The 15698-nt window shown below is 36.7% G+C and carries 16 protein-coding genes; 9 read left to right on the top strand and 7 right to left on the bottom strand.

The annotated features are described in order from the left end of the window. The first annotated feature begins 6 nt into the window (after positions 1-6). Complete coding sequence (locus GJV03_RS02220) at positions 7-2139, top strand: hypothetical protein (protein ID WP_154129369.1); 2133 nt, start codon at positions 7-9, stop codon at positions 2137-2139. Positions 2140-2146: 7 nt separating this feature from the next. Further along, entirely contained in the window at positions 2147-2896 is a 750-nt protein-coding gene (locus GJV03_RS02225) for a DUF3142 domain-containing protein (RefSeq protein ID WP_154129370.1), read from the top strand. Positions 2897-2961: 65 nt separating this feature from the next. On the opposite strand, the gene GJV03_RS02230 is transcribed toward GJV03_RS02225, so the two are convergent. Then, positions 2962-3447, bottom strand: a complete 486-nt coding sequence (locus tag GJV03_RS02230) for a hypothetical protein (RefSeq protein WP_154129371.1) — start codon at positions 3445-3447, stop codon at positions 2962-2964. Between the two features lie 266 nt (positions 3448-3713). On the opposite strand from GJV03_RS02230, the gene rpsF reads away from it, so the two are divergent. From rpsF to dnaB, 4 genes are all read left to right on the top strand, one after another. Continuing rightward, positions 3714-4100, top strand: a complete 387-nt coding sequence (gene rpsF, locus GJV03_RS02235) for a 30S ribosomal protein S6 (protein ID WP_004719337.1) — start codon at positions 3714-3716, stop codon at positions 4098-4100. Positions 4101-4111: 11 nt separating this feature from the next. Beyond that, entirely contained in the window at positions 4112-4339 is a 228-nt protein-coding gene (gene rpsR, locus GJV03_RS02240) for a 30S ribosomal protein S18 (protein WP_004719336.1), read from the top strand. Positions 4340-4348: 9 nt separating this feature from the next. Further along, entirely contained in the window at positions 4349-4795 is a 447-nt protein-coding gene (gene rplI / locus GJV03_RS02245) for a 50S ribosomal protein L9 (RefSeq protein ID WP_004719333.1), read from the top strand. A 218-nt stretch (positions 4796-5013) separates the two neighbouring features. Further along, positions 5014-6459, top strand: coding sequence for a replicative DNA helicase (dnaB, locus tag GJV03_RS02250; RefSeq protein WP_004719332.1), 1446 nt, complete (start codon positions 5014-5016; stop codon positions 6457-6459). A gap of 57 nt (positions 6460-6516) precedes the next feature. Here dnaB and GJV03_RS02255 read toward each other — a convergent pair whose 3' ends face one another. Continuing rightward, complete coding sequence (locus GJV03_RS02255; RefSeq protein WP_004719330.1) at positions 6517-6939, bottom strand: DUF4259 domain-containing protein; 423 nt, start codon at positions 6937-6939, stop codon at positions 6517-6519. A 282-nt stretch (positions 6940-7221) separates the two neighbouring features. On the opposite strand from GJV03_RS02255, the gene alr reads away from it, so the two are divergent. Beyond that, entirely contained in the window at positions 7222-8295 is a 1074-nt protein-coding gene (alr, locus tag GJV03_RS02260) for an alanine racemase (RefSeq protein ID WP_105713743.1), read from the top strand. A gap of 66 nt (positions 8296-8361) precedes the next feature. Here alr and GJV03_RS02265 read toward each other — a convergent pair whose 3' ends face one another. The 5 genes from GJV03_RS02265 to GJV03_RS02285 all read right to left on the bottom strand — a co-directional run bounded on the left by GJV03_RS02265 (position 8362) and on the right by GJV03_RS02285 (position 12973). After that, the gene (locus tag GJV03_RS02265; RefSeq protein WP_004719325.1) at positions 8362-8790 is read right to left on the bottom strand and encodes a BLUF domain-containing protein; all 429 of its coding nucleotides are present in this window, start codon (positions 8788-8790) and stop codon (positions 8362-8364) included. Between the two features lie 333 nt (positions 8791-9123). Continuing rightward, positions 9124-9858 carry a proteasome-type protease gene (locus GJV03_RS02270; protein WP_154129372.1) on the bottom strand — a complete coding sequence of 245 codons (735 nt, stop codon included), beginning with the start codon at positions 9856-9858 and terminating at the stop codon, positions 9124-9126. A 90-nt stretch (positions 9859-9948) separates the two neighbouring features. Next, a complete protein-coding gene (locus GJV03_RS02275) occupies positions 9949-10728 on the bottom strand; it encodes a transglutaminase family protein (RefSeq protein ID WP_004719320.1) in 780 nt (259 codons plus the stop codon). Next, the gene (locus tag GJV03_RS02280) at positions 10725-11333 is read right to left on the bottom strand and encodes an alpha-E domain-containing protein (protein WP_154129373.1); all 609 of its coding nucleotides are present in this window, start codon (positions 11331-11333) and stop codon (positions 10725-10727) included. Before GJV03_RS02280 ends, GJV03_RS02275 begins: the two co-directional genes overlap by 4 nt. Positions 11334-11371: 38 nt before the next feature. Continuing rightward, positions 11372-12973: a circularly permuted type 2 ATP-grasp protein gene (locus tag GJV03_RS02285; RefSeq protein WP_154129374.1), complete on the bottom strand. Its 1602-nt coding sequence runs from the start codon at positions 12971-12973 to the stop codon at positions 11372-11374. A 310-nt stretch (positions 12974-13283) separates the two neighbouring features. Here GJV03_RS02285 and GJV03_RS21630 point away from each other — a divergent pair, with 310 nt between their 5' ends. Together GJV03_RS21630 and GJV03_RS02295 are read left to right on the top strand one after the other, a co-directional pair. After that, positions 13284-14279, top strand: coding sequence for a WYL domain-containing protein (locus GJV03_RS21630; protein WP_004719313.1), 996 nt, complete (start codon positions 13284-13286; stop codon positions 14277-14279). Positions 14280-14701: 422 nt separating this feature from the next. After that, complete coding sequence (locus GJV03_RS02295) at positions 14702-15658, top strand: hypothetical protein (protein WP_154129375.1); 957 nt, start codon at positions 14702-14704, stop codon at positions 15656-15658. Positions 15659-15698: the final 40 nt, after the last annotated feature.

A 15698-nucleotide genomic window follows, 5' to 3' on the forward strand; every position in this document is an offset into this window, starting at 1 on the left:
CACTTTATGCTTTTTAAAAATAAAACACTGCAATATGTCTTTCTTGTCGGTTTACCTTTGGTAGTTCACCCTACTTCTAGCTTTGCTGGCGCTGCAGAAGAAATCGCATCACCAACTTTTGACCTAAACAACAATCAATATCGTATATTAAACCTCCCCATACTCTATCCAGCCAATGACAATAGAACAAACATGATGCTACTGCTAAGTGACAAAGGTTTAGCAAGTATCAAAGCATTTGAAGTTGATAAAATGAGTTTATGGGATACGTCTAGTGGCTTAGTTCCTTTTTACCCTACCGAATTAACTCAAGCATCTGAAAATAAGATTCCAAACAAACGTGCTTTTTATGATGCAAATGATCACGTCTATGATGAGCGCTGTATAACGCTCAAATCTGGTGCTGAAGTTTTTCTTCAACAGGTTTCAAATCACAAGAAAATATCTCAAGACGAAAAAAGCAGCTTGTTAGAACAACGAAATCAGATCAAAAATTGTCAACAAAGCATTCCACTGATTCAAGTCAATACAGAATGGACACAGTCCGCTCAACAGTATGCTTCTTATTTAAATGGGATCATTTTATTTTATAAAGCTAACTATTCCTCAGCAACTAAAATATTTACAGCCATAAGCCAAATTGATGACCCTTGGTTAAAAGAAACAGCTCAATACATGCTCATCCGTACGACATTAAATGAGCTGTATAGCCAGTCATTAGGAACTTATGGTGATTTAGATACTCAGAAAGTTAATCAAGTACTTCTTAAAACTTTTTTTAATCGCATTACTGATTATTTTAAGCTTTATCCTAAAGGTCAATACGTAGCCAGTGCCAGAGGCTTTTTACGCCGAGGCTACTGGATTGCCAATCAACAAGATGCGCTAGTCAAAGAGATGATTTGGCAGATGGATCACCCCACATCAGATTATTACAATCTCGATATGTCCACATTGCCGGCCGAAATAGATCGCAAGGTATTTGGTTTAGAAAACTTCAACGCAAAAACACTCAACGATCCTTTCTTTTTAGCCATCTATGATCTGATGTATATGCGTCAAAGTGATTCTACACAGTACCGGCCAATTAGCTGGTCCGAGTTAAATGCACAAAAACCTGTATTTAAGGAGCAACCTGAGTTGTTCCGTTATTTACAAGCTGTTCATTTATATTTTATTCAGAAAAAACCGCAAGATGCGTTAAATTATTTACCAAAACAAAAACCCAATTCCATTCAAAATTATTTAGAACTCAGCCAATATACGCTTAAAGGGGTCATTCTTGAAAAAAGTATTGATAAAAATCTGGTTGAACAATATTGGGATCATTTACTCGCAATTTCTGCTAATCCTTATCAAAAAGCTTTGGCAGAAGTCGCCCTAGCGATTCACTATAAAAACACCAATAACCAAAATGCTTTTTTAGGAAAACATTCAAAAATCAAACAAGCAAGCTTACAGAAAGCATTCATTACTCAAATTGCCGATGTCAAAGCTTTGGAAAGTATCATTACTGCCAAAGACAGTTCAGCTGATAAAAAAAATCTGGCTTTGTATACATTATTATATAAAAGCTTTATGAATCAAAACTATGCGGTATTCAATAAAGCCTATACCACTTGGTTACCTCAAGATGCCTCAGAATACAAAGCATACAACAGTAAAATTAAAGCTTATAAGTCAGAACCCCACTTCGAAGTTTTTGTTTGGAATGGTCATGAAATTACACCAACACTCAAATGCCCTAAATTAAGTACCTTAACAGCTGGCTTAGAAAAAAATCCGAAAAATTTAACTTATCGTTTATGCCTAGGCGAATATATGCGTAATCAAGGCACTGCTTTAGAAAATTTTTATGGTGACTATTACTATGGTCCAAGTTTTAGCCAGCCGAAAAATGCCTTTACAGGTGAAACTTTTAGTCGTGGTGAGGTCTATAAGGAAATTATTAAATCGAATTCTAAAAGTGAATTACAAGCTTATGCTCTTTATCGCGCTGTTATGTGTTATTCGCCGAGTAGTATAAATGTCTGTGGTGGAAAAGAGGCCACAAAATCCACACGCAAACAATGGTACGCACAAATTAAACGTGACTATCCAAATACCACATGGGCAAAATCTTTAAAATATTATTGGTAGCTGATTCATGCTTAAACAGATTTTCTCGGCTCTACTGACAGTTCAATGTTGTCTAGGATTAATGGCATGTCAACCGAGTCAATCCGCAACAGCCTCAGATCAGGTCAATGCAAATGACTATGATGCCTTTTGGATTTGGGGAAATATCAAGTCTGCGCCTTATTTAAGTAAAGCTAAGGAAATCTATATTTTACAAGGTGAAGTTAGGCTGGAGAAAAATTCCAACCAATCTATCTTGATCCAACAAGGCATTTCTGTGGTTAAAATTTCACATCAGAAGGTATGGTTGGTTTTTCGAAATCATCATTTAAATTGGCAATGTACTGAAATAGAAAAAATTTTACAACGCGTCCGACAGTGGGAAAGCGCAGGCAATCACATTCAAGGTATTCAAATTGACTTTGATGCGCCAACTAAAAATTTAAAAGCGTATGGCTTATTTCTACAACAGCTTAGAAAGCAGTTACCACAGCACTATCAACTCAGCATCACCAGTTTGATGGATTGGGCCAATCTGCGTGATCCAGATACACTTAGGCTATTTAGAGAAAATATTGATGAAATGGTGATTCAAACCTATCAAGGCTCTACGACTATTCCAAATTATCAGACTTATTTAACCAAGGCTTCTACATTTAAACTGCCTTATAAAATTGGCTTGGTACAACATGGTAAATGGGATCAGCAACTTAAATTTGATACTGATCCAAACTTTAAGGGCTTTGTGGTGTTTTTATTACCACAAAATAAATCATGAATTAATCCAATCAATAAATTCACGTTTTTATTTTAGTCAATTTTACTTCTAATTGATTAACCCAATTAACTTCCAAAAAAAACTGAATCATGCTCAAACCGAGCAAATAATGCATCCATTTTTCCTGCATATTTCATATCCAGTTGATGCCATAATTTTTTCGGAAGTGGAATAAATTCTAATGTGTCTGAACCATCAGAAGCTTTGCAGAAACGGATTTCATACTCAGGTTGTAAAATTTCATTGAGTGCCCGTAGTGTGGTATCACGATCAGCACCTTCTCCTTGATAAGAAATCAACAATGATTTTTCCCCATAATGAATTGTGATGCTAAAACCTTGTTGATTTTCAGCATCTTCAAGTTCAGCAGACAATTGTCCAGTTTCTAAAATATTTTCACAATAGCCAATAATTGCATCATCCTCTTCTCTCCAATCCACCACCATGACAATGTCATAACGACCATCAAAAACATCAAAGTAGAAGTCTTGTGTAGGGTTTTCAATATAAGATTCAATTGTTTCAAGTTTTTCAGCGCTGTAGTTTGTCATTTTAGCGATCCATATTTTTATTCATTTTTAATCTAAATAGGTACAAGATGAAATTCAATCTCGGGTCTGTAAAATTTTAGTGGTTATTCCAATAAATATTTGAATATTAAATTGTGTTTGCGCACAAACTTTCCTATAATAGGCGCTCGCAATTTTTGCGGCACAATCTATTGGCTTTTAAACTGTTGTTTAAAGTTTATGCTGATTGTGACTCCTTGCTTCAATCTTTTTAAGGTTGGGGCTGTATAAACCGTAAGGAGCTGACAATGCGTCACTACGAAATCGTAATTCTGGTACACCCAGACCAAAGCGATCAAGTTGTGGGAATGGTAGAACGCTACATTTCTCACATCAAAGATGCTGAAGGTCAAATTCACCGTCTTGAAGATTGGGGCCGTCGCCAATTGGCTTACCCAATTAACAAAATCCATAAAGCGCACTACATTTTAATGAACATTGAATGTAATCAAACTACGCTTAATGAATTAGAAGAATTGTTCCGTTATAACGATGCAATCCTTCGTAACGTGATTATCCGTCGTGAAAACGCAATCACTGAAGAATCTTTACTCGCTAAGAGTGCTGAAGAAAAACGTGCGCGTAAAGCTCAACGTGAAGAAGCACAACAAGCTCAAGATTCTGTTGAAGCATAAGGAGAACATCAATGGCACGTTTTTACCGTCGTCGCAAGTTCTGCCGCTTTACAGCTGAGAACGTTACGTACATCGACTACAAAGATATCGACACTTTAAAACAGTACATCACTGAAAACGGCAAGATTGTTCCTAGCCGTATTACAGGTACTAAAGCTCGTTACCAACGTCAATTAGCGCTTGCTATTAAACAAGCTCGCTACTTAGCGTTGATTCCTTACACTGACAATCATAAGTGAGGTTGAGCCGTGGATATTATTTTATTACAACGCATTAAAAACCTTGGTAAATTAGGCGATAAAGTTTCAGTTAAAGCTGGTTACGGCCGTAACTACCTTATCCCTCAAGGTAAAGCAGTTGCAGCGACTGAAGCGAATACTGCTGCATTTGAAGCTCGTCGTGCAGAACTTGAGAAAGGTGAAGCTGAAGTTTTAGCTGCAGCTCAAGCACGTGCTGACCAATTGAACGAAGTAAACATCGTTATCACTGCGAAAGCTGGTGATGAAGGTAAATTATTCGGTTCAATCGGTACTCGTGATATCGCTGACGCGTTAACAAATGCTGGTCTTGTTGTTGACCGTGCTGAAGTTCGTTTACCGAACGGTGCACTTCGTCACACTGGCGAATTTAACATCGCAATCCAATTGCATCATGATGTTACTGCTGAAGTTCTCGTTACTATCGTATCTGAGTAATTTTTTGCAAAAAAAAGAGCATACTTTTGTATGCTCTTTTTTTATCTTTAAATTTTACCTCGGATCAGCTGAAATTGTTTCTAGTTGATTCATTCCCCTACTTATCGGTATTACTGTTAGATACTTTTAGTATTTTGCATTAAGATAAGTGAGTACTTCAGTACACACGTACATTACGTAAATAATGTTTTTGCACGATTTAAAAATCAAGGTTTTATATGTCTCAGGCAACTGCCACAGCTCAACAGAATCCCTTCAGCACTGATGCAAAAAACAAAGACAATGCTCAGTTAAAAGAGTTTCGTACGCCTCCTCATAACTTGGCAATTGAACAAGCTGTACTGGCTGCATTGATGACGGTTGCTGAATCTTTTGAACAAGTCAGTGATACTTTGAATGAAACTGATTTTTATGCAACACGTCACAAATATATCTTCCGTGCAATCGAAAAATTGGCACAAGAAAACTCTCCATATGATGCAGTTTTAGTCAACGATTGGCTGATTAAGCAAAACTTGCTTGATGCAATTGGCGGTGAAGAATATTTAATGCAATTGATGTCAGATTCACCTTCAAGTTTCTATAACCTAGAAACCTATGCGGGCAAAATTAAAGAATTTTCAACGTTAAGAAGCATGATTAAAGTAGGCAATGAAATCCTGCAAAATGCTTATGACACCAAAGGTCGTGAAGTCAGTGAAATTCTTGATCTAGCTGAAACCAATATTTTCTCTATTGCAGAACAACATAATAACAATGCCAAAGCACAAGGGCCAAAAGCCATTACCTCAGTTGTTGCAGACGTTTTTGATAAGTTAAATGAACTTTCTCAAATGGAAGGCAATATCACCGGTTTAACCACAGGTTTTATGGAGTTAGACAATAAAACCTCTGGTATGCAAGCTGGAGATATGATTATTGTTGCTGCACGTCCGTCGATGGGTAAAACAACCTTTGCCATGAACCTTGTGGAAAGTGTGTTATTTAACTGTGATCTTCCAGCACTTGTTTTCTCTATGGAGATGCCAGCAGACTCTATCGCCATGCGTCTAATTTCAGCATACGGTAAAGTCCATCAAGGGCATTTACGTTCGGGTAAACTTGATGGCGATGAATGGTCTAAAGTCACAGGAACCATTTTACAACTACAAGAAAAACATCTTTATATTGATGATTCATCTGCACTGCCACCAACGGAACTTCGAGCACGTGCACGACGTATTGCCAAACAACATGGTGGCAAGCTGGGTTGTATCATGATCGATTATCTACAATTGATGAAAGTGCCAGGCATGGGTGATAACCGTGTCGGTGAGATTGGTGAAATTTCACGAAGCTTAAAAGCCCTTGCCAAGGAAATGATGTGCCCTGTTATAGCACTGTCACAGCTTAACCGTTCTCTGGAAAACCGCCCAAATAAACGTCCGGTAATGTCCGACTTACGTGAATCAGGTGCAATCGAGCAGGATGCCGATTTAATTATGTTTATTTACCGTGATGAGGTTTATAACAAAGAGTCGAAAGAAGCAGGCACAGCTGAAATTATCATTGGTAAACAACGTAATGGCCCGATCGGGACTGTACGTTTAGCCTTTGAAGGTCAATACACGCGCTTTAGTAATCTATCGCCTGAGTATTATGCGCAATATCAAGATGAAGAATAATGCTGATCAATAAAGTTAGCATCATTTAACACTGCTGTTGAGATGAGATTTTAATCTTCAAATCTTGGAACTTAAAGTCTCTCTCAATGTTTCAATATTCTTAGTCCATTCATCATAATCATCTGAATCTTGCCAAAGCTCATCCAATTCAGAGTTTTCACTGGTCAATAATAATAATGCAGTCAATGCTTTGGGAATAAGCGCATAATTGACATTGTTTTTATTCTGTTCAAGCCATTTTTCTACAGGTTCAGGATAATATTCATTTTCTTCAATCCCTTCACCAAATGATTTAGCTAAAACATCTGCTGCAGCATGCGCAATACAACCAATATCGGCATCGATAAACTCTTCGGTTGCCATATCAATCATTTCATCAAAAGCTTGTTCAATGACAACATGCCCATCTTGCTCTTCAAACTCATAGGCCCAATCACTTGCAGTATCATTTCCAAATGGTTCATGTGACCATGTTCCCATACACCCTCCGAAATAAATCCTTAAATTTAAATATAAAATGTACGATTTTATTTAAAAAATAAAGTGCAATATCTTTACAAATTATGTGCAAAGCGCTTAGCAAAAATTTTATCGATACAAAATCAATAAACCATTCAAAACACAAATGTTTATGTTTATTTAAAGCTGATAGGACTACAATATTTAGCGTTTTAAAGCTGCACTTTTTTAAAGTTAGGCTTTTATCTCTATTTATGCGATTTAGCATTATTCAATCTTTGCCATTCCTCAGGAGTAACTAGGGTGCGTCAAGCAACAGTTTATATTGACAGTGCAGCACTGCAATATAATTTAAACCGAGTCAAACAACTTGCACCAAGCGCTAAAATTGTCAGTATGGTTAAAGCCAATGCATATGGACATGGCGTCAAGGACTGTTTAGCCGCCTTAAATGCGACTGATGCCTTTGGTGTTGCCTGCCTTGCTGAAGCCTTAGAGATTCGAGCATTAGGCTATCAACAACCGATTACTCTCATCGAAGGTATTTTCAGCGCTGATGAAATGATTAGTGTTCTTGAAAATAACCTTGAAATCGTTGTACATCATCAACCACAATTGGCATGGTTACGTGCACATAAAAAACAATATATCGACAAAGGTTTAAAAGTCTGGGTAAAACTCAATAGCGGTATGAACCGATTGGGTTTTAAGGTGGCTGAAATTATTGAAGTGATTCAATCACTCAAAGCAGAAGGCTTTACCTGTGTGCTGACCATGCATTTTGCCAATGCGGATGCGGATCATCACCCGTTAAATGAACAACAGAAAGATCAATTCTTACAGGTAAAAGCTGCTTGTGAACCGATCTTAGCTTCATGCTGCAATTCTGCTGCTATTTTTAAATGGCCTGAACTGAATTTTGATTTTGTACGTCCAGGTATCATGCTTTACGGCGCGTCTCCCTTTGCAGATCGAAGCGTTGCTGAACTAGACATCAAACCTGTCATGAGCTTTACCGCTGAAATCATCGCACTCAATCATATTCAAGCAGGTGAATCTGTAGGCTATGGCTCTACATTTGTCTCCAAAAATAAAATGGATATCGCCATTGTTTCAATAGGCTATGGGGATGGTTATCCGCGTGCTTTTCCTCAACAAAACTATGTCAGCATCAATGGTCAAATGACAGCGATCATTGGTCGTGTCGCAATGGATATGATCGCAATTGATGTCACTGGCATAGATGCACCACTAGGTACAGTCGTTGAACTGTGGGGCAAAGATCGTTTGGTTGATGATGTAGCTGCTGCCAATGGTACGATCGGTTATGAGTTACTCTGTCGTATGAGTGCTCGCCCTATCCGTAAAAAACTTTAAGCACTCGTTCTCGATTCAAGATGAAAATCCAAGCCATCGCTTGGATTTTTTAAGAGTTTTCAGGTTTTAGACAAATTCTTCTGGCTGTTCAATCTCATAGAGTAGTTTAAGTAATGTCGGGATATCCTGCTCATCTAAACTTAATGGGCGAAAATGGTTATAGCCCTTACTCTCAAAGTATTGTTGAATTTTGCCATTTCGTCTCACATATTTCATAGACCACTGTGAAAAATGCCCTTGCTCAACATGGCCTGCTCTAAACAGCTTGATCTGATGATGTCTTGGATCTTTATGCAGTTTTTCCAATACATGTAAGATAACCACTTCCTCACCTTCTAGGCATTGAAAAAAATGCTCATCTGCAAAATACAGAACGCCTTGCACTTGATGAAGTATATTAAAATCTCTCGCTTCACCTAAAATATCTCTTAAATCATTGAGTATTTGATGATGGGGTGAAGTTGTTTTACTTGCGTAGCATAATTGAAAAGTCATGTAATTCTTCTATTTTTAACTTTCATTATTTATAAACAATTATTTGCGATCATACAAGCCTTAACGTTTTATTATTTAATTGTTTATCTATTCTTTTATATGGATTGCTTTAAACTAAATACATAGCAACCGTGCTCTTTAATTTTTTAATTTAAAACAGTGATTTAATATATATTTATCATTAAAAACACAAAGTAAATCATGATCCACCTAGACAATTGTCTCGATATAAATTTTAGAATAAAAGAAACATAGAATTGAATTTATCCGACCTCTTTATAATTTTTAATATAAAAAAAGCGAGATTAAACTCGCTTTAAAGCACATACAGTATTATTCAAAATAATCATTGGTCGGTTTAGGTAAATCTTGCAAACCTTTCTTTAAAGTTTCAGACCATTGTTTGCTGATGTGTTGAAAATAAGGATCACTGTCGTTAATTCGCTTGCCTTTTGGTACCTCTAGGCTGTCTTTAAGATAAATCATCGCATCTAATGGCATACCAACAGATACATTTGAACGTAAAGTCGAATCAAATGAAATTAAACTACAACGTAACGCTTCATCTAAAGGCATATCATAACTTAAGGCACGATCTAAAATTGGTTTACCATATTTACTTTCACCAATTTGAAAATAAGGTGTATCACTGGTTGCAGAAATAAAATTACCTTGCGGATAAATATTATAAAGCTGCATTTCCTCCCCACTGATCTGACCACCAATCAACAAACTACAATAATAATTACTTTGCTCTTGAGTATCTTCAGTGACATCTGCAATGACTTTGCGCAGAGTTTGCCCAACCAATCCTGCGACCTCGAACATCGTATTCACACTATACAAATTGGGTTCTTGCTTAAGTGCCAAATGATTTTCTAAATGTCCAATCACCGCTTGGGTCGTTGCAAGGTTGCCAGAAGTTTGAATACAAATAAAGCGTTCGTCTTTTACCCCAAACGTATAAAGTTTTCGATATACAGAAATGTGATCGACTCCAGCATTGGTTCGAGTATCACTAATAAATACTAAACCTTGTTTGAGTCTTAAAGCACAGCAATACGTCATGAAACTACCTATACAACTAAATTTGAGATTAATCACATTCTGCAATTATTCACATTCTGCAATTATTCACACTATTTACCATTGCCACTACTAACATGCAAGCACTTGAACAATAGAGTACATGGTTTCAGTGCCACCTTGCTCTCTTACTCCACGAACGGGTGCAACATCCCAATAGTCGCGTCCAATCGCTACATAGACATGTGATTCTGGGCGGAATAATTGATTACTGACATCAATAACATGCCATTTACCATCTAAAAATACCTCTGTCCAAGCATGACTTGCTAAATGCGATTGATTATTTACATATAAGTAACCAGAGACATAGCGAGCAGGAACACCCAATGCTTTGGCCATCGCAATCAAGACATGACTATGATCTTGACATACCCCTTGCCGTGCTGAAAAAGACTCCATTGCAGTATGGGTTACTGTGGTACTTGCGCTGATATAAGGCATATGTTGCAACAAAGCTTCTGCTAATTTTTTGAAATTTGCCCAACGCTTATGCGTTATATATTGTTCAGCAAAAGCAATCATTTCTGTATTGCACAAGGTTGCAGTGGTTGGCTGTAAAAAAACCACAGGTGATACCTGATCTTCTATACCAAATTGATTGTCTACATTAATATCGACAATCCCCTGCGCCATAATGGACATTTGTTGATAAGGCTCAATTTGCGAACTGGTCAACCAGACATTATCAAAGGCATCTTTTTTAATGTGTTTTTCACCAGGAACGCTGACATGCCAACCCGTCACCTGTTGATGTAGATTAGACTGTGGTGTCATCTTGATATACTGAATACTATTTTTTGCCCATTCAGAATATTGGTAATGCGTTTGGTGATTAATCATCAGTTTCATAAGCGATCCAATTCAAATAATGAGTCAATATGGTCACTAAAATGATAATAATTCATACGGTCTGGTTGGTTTTTAAGTTCTTTCCAAACTTCAGGCAAACTACACATACCATGTTGATCTAAACGATCAATCAAATGATTCAATTGTGTCAAAGTCACTGATTTATCTTGATTCAGACGCAATTGACGATCAAATTGTTCCATTTTTTGCCCTAAGCTAAAAAATAAAAACAACAATTCATCATCCTCTGCCTCCAATACATCATTACACTCTTCACAAACATCACAAATAAAACCAGCATTTTGCTCTGCCTGTTGTAATAACTGATTTAATTCGGCAAAGGACTGTGCTGAAATCACCCCACGTAAATCATGAATATTATTTTTGGAACATAAAAAATGCTGATGAAATGATGCAGGTTGCTCATTGTCTAAAATCAATTCATTTAAAGAACTTGCATCAAATGCAGGTAAACAAAAAGCATGTGCATAGTCTAAAGCCAATTCATTGGTTTTAAATGGAAATTGGCTACACAAATATTGAATACGGGTTAAATAGCGTCCTAACCAAAATATATTCTGTGCATTGGTACTGAGTAAAATCATGTTTGCTCTCCTTTGGCTGGGATTATTTGAAGGTGGGGCTAAATTGAATATTCATCAATTACCCATGTATCCTTAATTCCACCACCTTGTGATGAGTTGACCACCAGTGAACCTTGTTGCATCGCAACACGAGTCAAGCCACCTGGAACAATTTCTATGCGTTCTGGTGAGCTGAGAATAAATGGTCGTAAATCAATATGACGTTCAGCAATTCCTTGGGAAGTTAGTGTTGGTGCAACAGATAAATTTAAGGTGGGTTGTGCGATATACGCAGAGGGTGAAGCCTTTAACTTCATTTTAAATAGATCAATTTCTTGTTCAGTTGCTTTAGGACCGATGAGCATCCCATAACCACCTGAACCTTGAGCCTCTTTTACCACCAATTGATCCAGATTTGCCAAAACATAATCCAAAGCTTCAGCTTCACGGCATTGATACGTCGGTACATTGGACAAAATTGGTTTTTCATTTAAATAATAAGCAATCATTTGATCCACATAGGGGTAAATCGACTTATCATCTGCAACGCCTGTACCAGGTGCATTGGCAATCACCACATTTCCACTTAAATAAGCAGACATTAGCCCTGCAACACCTAAAGTGCTATCAGGTCTAAAGCTTAATGGGTCTAAAAAACCATCATCCAAACGCCTATAAATTACATCAACCTGTTGACGTCCACGGATGGTTTTCACATAAACCTTGTCGTTTTCAACAAAAAGATCACGTGATGTCACCAATGGCACACCCATTTCCCTTGCTAAAAATGAATGTTCATAATAGGCACTGTTATAACGTCCTGGCGTTAAAACCACAATTGTTGGGCTGTCTACCTTTGAATTTTCAGCCAAAACTTCACGCAACAATTGCGGATACAACTCAATATTGGCAACGTGTTGATTGCATAATTCAGGCATGAGTTTTTGACTCATCTTACGGCTTTCAAGCATATAGGACACACCTGAAGGCGTACGTAGATTATCTTCTAAGACAAAAAATTCACCTTTGCAGTCCCGAACAATATCAATTCCACTGATTTGACTGTAAATATTTCCATTCAAGCGATGATTCATCATCACTGGTTGATAAGCTTCATGCGATAGCACTTGTACTGCTGGAATTAAGCCTTCTTTTAAAATATTTTGTTGATTATAGATATCAGCTAAAAATAAATTTAACGCTTGAATACGCTGTGTACAGCCTGCTGCAATCTTGTTCCACTGTTGCTTGGCAATCACACGCGGAATTAAATCAAACGGTATGGTTCGATCAATTCCTGATGTTTCACCATAAACCGCAAAAGTAATTCCTTGATATAAAAAATGTGCTTTGGCTGTTTCATTCAGTTTCTCAAGTTGGTAAATGCTGTGTTGAGATAACCAATCTTCAATTTTTTCAGCCGTTTCGGGCGAAAGAACCTGATCATCCGTCATTTCATTAAAAAAAACCGAATTCATCTGTTTAAGTAAATGATGTGAGGCTTGTTGTGCATCGATATTTAGATTAATGGCCTGTTGAATATTTCCTATCTGTTGTTGATTCGTCGTTTCAGTTTTTTCTTCTGTCTCAGCAATTGGCAAAGCGAAGCGATCTGCATAATTCTCATTACTTGAATTTGTATCTATGGTTTCTTTTAGCATACAAACCTCTTTTTATCTTCTCTAATGACTTCTTTAATAATGCAATATCAATGCCAAAATATTATTAAATCGCCATATCCTGTATTCTTCACCTGTACAATTAAATCTTTCTGGCTCAGTTTTATTAATTCATTGTTTGCTATTGCACTCAATGTGAGTTTTGATCGAACTTGTTTCAAAATTTTTTAGCTAATATTTTCAACACCTAAGCAACTACTCACAGGATATAACTTGCAGAATCAGTTTTAATTTTCTATTGTGTAGCTGATTTATTTCCCTTAAACATTCACGATTCCATTGATACCAAACCATGTCTGCACAAGAAAAAGAAACTTCCAATAGCCTCTATCGCCAATGGCAAATCCTGTCCCGACTCTCTACTGGGAAGTGGATGGGCACACGTGAATTACAAGAAGTTTTAGAACGTGAAGGGATCGAAATCAGCTTACGCACGATTCAGCGTGATCTAAATCAGATTGCTCAACGCTTTCCGATCGAGAGTAACAAAACTGTACCACAAGGCTGGCGTTGGCGTTCAGATGCCCCGATTCAAAGCCTGCCGCATATGACCAGCTCGCAAGCAGTCACGTTTATGATGGTTGAAGAACATTTAAAACACCTGCTTCCACCGAGTTTAATTGATGAAATGAACCCTTGGTTCGATTTGGCACGGCGTAGCCTTTCTACGCAGAATAATGTTCGACAGTGGATTAACCGTGTTCGAATTGTGCCTGCAAGCCAACCAGTAATCCCACCTCTGGTGGAAAGACACGCACAGCAAGCCATTTATGAAGGACTACTACAGGATAAACAAATTGAATGTGTCTATCGTGCACGTGGTTATCAGGGTGAAGAGAAAACCTATACTCTAAATCCTTTAGGTTTGGTTCAAAAAGGTGCAATTATTTATTTGATTTGTACGCGTCATGACAAGACAGAAGTTCAGACCTTTGCATTACATCGTTTTAAATCTGCAACTGTTTTAGATTTACGTGCTTTACACCCTGTCAAATTCGATATTGATGAATATATCGATTCTGGTGCGCTGGGCTTTAGAGTCGACTTTTCTCGACCGACCGAAAATGTTGAATTAAAATTAGTCATGCACGAAGATGATGCACAATACTTTACGGAGAGCCAACTCAGTAAAGAGCAAAAAGTTGAACAACTCAATGAAGAGTTGTATCAAGTCAGTGCTGTAGTCCCGTTTACCTCACAATTGGTATGGTGGTTAAGAAGTTTTGGTAAAAAGATAGTCCGAATTGAGCCTGTTGAAGTGTTTAATGCGGTACATGAAATTGAATAATCTAGCAGCTTCATCCAAGCCAAGATAATCAAAATAAAAAGAGCCTTTCGGCTCTTTGATTTATTGTTTTGACTGTTGTTTTTAAATTTTATTTTTTTGCGCTGATATAAAACCCATGTCACATTTTTACATGTCCACAAGACATGGGATTTATTGGAGTATGTTAAACATCACATGTTACAGCACGCGAGTTCAGCACTATTGTAGCGGATCGATTTCATTGTCATGATGTTCACCTCTCGTTTGAATGTAAATTGACTATAACGATGATTTTGCAAACTGAAAAATAATTAAAACTGCTTTGTTTTTCATCAATTCTGTTTAGGAGTTATTTTTATAAAGTTAGATTGGATCTGTTTATTAAATCTGTCAAACACACTACACTTGATTAAAAATCAAAAGTAACCAATGAGAAATATTCAATGATTAAAAAAATGCTTATATTATCAATAACAAGTTTGTACTTAACAGGTTGTGGTGGTGGAAATGATTCCAATAATAACAATTCACCGTCTGAGCAACTCCCGCCAAATAAAGTGGAAAGCCAGTTACTCATTACTAAAGATAATCAAATTACTTCATTACAAGCGAATGTTGAAACTCAAGACCAAACGAAGCCTTTATATAGAGTAATGCAAAGCTTTGAAGCTCCAAATCTGAATGAACTAGGCACTTATGAACTAAGTTACAATTATTATGAATTTCAATTCGATGCAAAAAATCAATTGAATGAAAACCACAGCTATATAGTTGGCGTACTTTTTGATAAACAAGATCTCACCAAAGAACCTGAAATTACTCGATTAATGGATGTTACCTCCATAACAAATCCTATTGAATATATCTGTTATTCTTATAGAACTGGTTGTAAGAATATAACAATGTCAATCGATCCAAATTCAGGAAGTAGTTATGCTACATTCAACAACACGTTGTTATATAATGAAGATACTTCAGAGAAAATAGAAATTAAACTCAATGGAAAAATTGCAGGTACCTTATCCAAACCACCTATAAAAATTCAAAGTATTGAAAAAACTGATATAAAAAATAATATTGTGCTATATAACACGCTAAATAACAGCTCAACTAACTTTAATGGAAAACATTTTAAAATCTCTTTTACAAACCATAATATCATTGAGTTTTGGTCAAGCTCTTTGAGCCCATTTGATAACTTATATATAAAAACCATTGATAATCAGGCTACTGAATCACACTTTAATATTTACTCAAATATTGTCCCATCACCCAAAGTAAAAGCAGACTCTTTAAAAAACATCCAATTTAATCCAAAAACGTTTACATTTAACTTTAATAAAGTAAAACTAGATGGCGTATTAAAAGATGATTACTTAGATGGCCAAGTTGGCCTGTAAAATTTATAAAATCAAAGCGCCACAATTGCCCTTTGATTTA

The organism is Acinetobacter sp. RIT698 (assembly GCF_009668065.1).
Lineage (GTDB): Bacteria > Pseudomonadota > Gammaproteobacteria > Pseudomonadales > Moraxellaceae > Acinetobacter > Acinetobacter guillouiae.